The sequence below is a fragment of the Betaproteobacteria bacterium genome (assembly GCA_016791345.1).
In the GTDB taxonomy this organism is placed as follows: domain Bacteria; phylum Pseudomonadota; class Gammaproteobacteria; order Burkholderiales; family JAEUMW01; genus JAEUMW01.
Genome location: JAEUMW010000163.1, coordinates 1 through 1934, shown reverse-complemented (window position 1 = coordinate 1934; position 1934 = coordinate 1). Strand labels below are relative to the sequence as shown.

At 65.5% G+C, this 1934-nt stretch carries 3 protein-coding genes; all 3 read left to right on the top strand.

The annotated features are described in order from the left end of the window. A partial coding sequence (locus tag JNK68_06495; protein MBL8540006.1) for a hypothetical protein occupies positions 1 to 221 on the top strand: 221 nt, incomplete at its 5' end. 59 nt (positions 222 to 280) lie between these two features. Continuing rightward, complete coding sequence (locus JNK68_06490; protein MBL8540005.1) at positions 281 to 646, top strand: VOC family protein; 366 nt, start codon at positions 281 to 283, stop codon at positions 644 to 646. A 107-nt stretch (positions 647 to 753) separates the two neighbouring features. Beyond that, positions 754 to 1934, top strand: a 1181-nt coding sequence (locus JNK68_06485; protein ID MBL8540004.1) for an amidohydrolase family protein, incomplete at its 3' end; no start/stop codon positions are given.

Sequence of the window (1934 nt, the reverse complement as noted above, 5' to 3'; positions counted from 1 at the left end):
ACCTGAGTACGGTTGGCTTCAACCACATCTGTTTCGCGGTCGGAAATCTCGAGAGCGAGATCGTGCGACTGCGCGCCGCAGGCGTCGAGACGCGGAACGACATGCTCGATTTCCACGGGCGCAAGCTCGTGTTTCTGTGGGGTCCGGAAGGAATCACCGTTGAACTCTCGGAGCGCTACGACGCGAGCGGGAGCGCGTCCAAGGACAGGCCCGCTTCCTAGCGGACTGTGAGCCAACCACGTCTGACCGAATTCGCTCACCAGTAGCCGCGAGAGCCGCCTTGGACGTTCTGCAGACCATCCCGCTGTTGCGGATTTTCGATGTGGCGAAGGCCCGCGAGTTCTACCTTGGATTTCTCGGCTTCACGCTGGACTGGGAGCACCGGTTCGACGCGAACGCCCCGCTCTACCTGCAGATATCAAGATCGACCTGCGTTCTCCATCTGACTGAGCACCACGGCGACTGCTGCCCGGGGGGCACCGTCTTCGTCCGCGTCAGCGGTCTCGATCAGTTTCACCACGAGCTCACGTCGAAGAACTATCCGTACCTGCGACCCGCAATCGAGCTCGCGCCGTGGAACGCGAAGCTGATGCAGGTCACCGATCCCTTCGGGAACCGGCTGCGGTTCAACGAAGACCTCGCGTAAGTCTATGGCGCCCCGGTCGCGCCATTGCTATGCTCGGCCCACTCACAGCGCAGCGCCGCGCAACCTGCCGGGATGAAGGAATAACGATCGTGATCACCCGCTCGATCATGCTTGTGCTCTTGTGCGGGTTCACAGCCTTGCTCCATGCGCAGACGCCACCGCCGCCGGCGACGGTAATCCAGAACGTCCGCATCTTCGACGGCAAGAGCGGCAAGCTCTCCGGGCCGTCGTACGTGCTGGTGCGCGGCAATACGATCGAGCGCATCTCGGCGACACCGATCGCGATCGACGGCCACGCGGACGCGGTCGTCATCGACGGCGGCGGGCGCACGCTGATGCCGGGTCTCATCGACGTGCACTGGCACGCGATGCTCGTGCGGCCCACCCCCGCCTCCGCCCTGGGCGCCGACGTCGGCTACACGACCCTGGTGGCAGGCGCCGAGGCAACCGATACGTTGCTGCGCGGATTCACCACGGTGCGCGATCTCGGCGGGCCGACGTTCGGGCTCAAGCGCGCCATCGACGAGGGCATCGTCGCCGGTCCGCGCATCTTCCCGTCCGGCGCCGTCATCACCGTCACCGGCGGTCACGGCGACTTCCGTCAGTTGTACGAGTTGCCGCGCGTGCTCGGCGAACCGCCGTCCCGGATGGAAGTGCTCGGCGCCAGCATGGTCGCCGACAGTCCGGACGAGGTGCGGGTGCGCGTGCGCGAACAGTTGATGCTGGGCGCGACGCAGATCAAGCTGACTGCGGGCGGCGGCGTCGCGTCGCCGCATAGTCCAATAGACGTAACCACCTTCACCGAGCCGGAACTGCGCGCCGCGGTGGAAGCCGCCGAGAACTGGGGTACGTACGTTACCGTGCATGCCTATACGTCCGAATCGATTCGGCGGGCCATCGGGCAAGGGGTCAAGTGCATCGAGCACGGCCACCTGATGGACGAGCCTACCGCGAAGCTCATGGCGGAGCGCGGCATCTGGCTCAGCATCCAGCCGTTTTCCGAAGACATGGCAAACGTGTTTCCGCCCGGGTCGGACGAGCGGGAGAAGTTTCATGAAGTGTTCGCCGGCATGGATGCCGCCTACCGGCTGGCGAAGAAGTACAAGCTCAAGACGGCGTTCGGCACCGATGTCCTGTTCTCTCCTGCGCTGGCACGGCGCCAGGGCGCGCTGCTGGCCACGCTGACCCGCTGGTACACGCCGGCGGAAGTGCTCGTCATGGCCACCGGGACCAACGCCCAGTTGCTGGCCCTGTCCGGCAAGCGCAGCCCCTACCCCGGCAAGCTCGG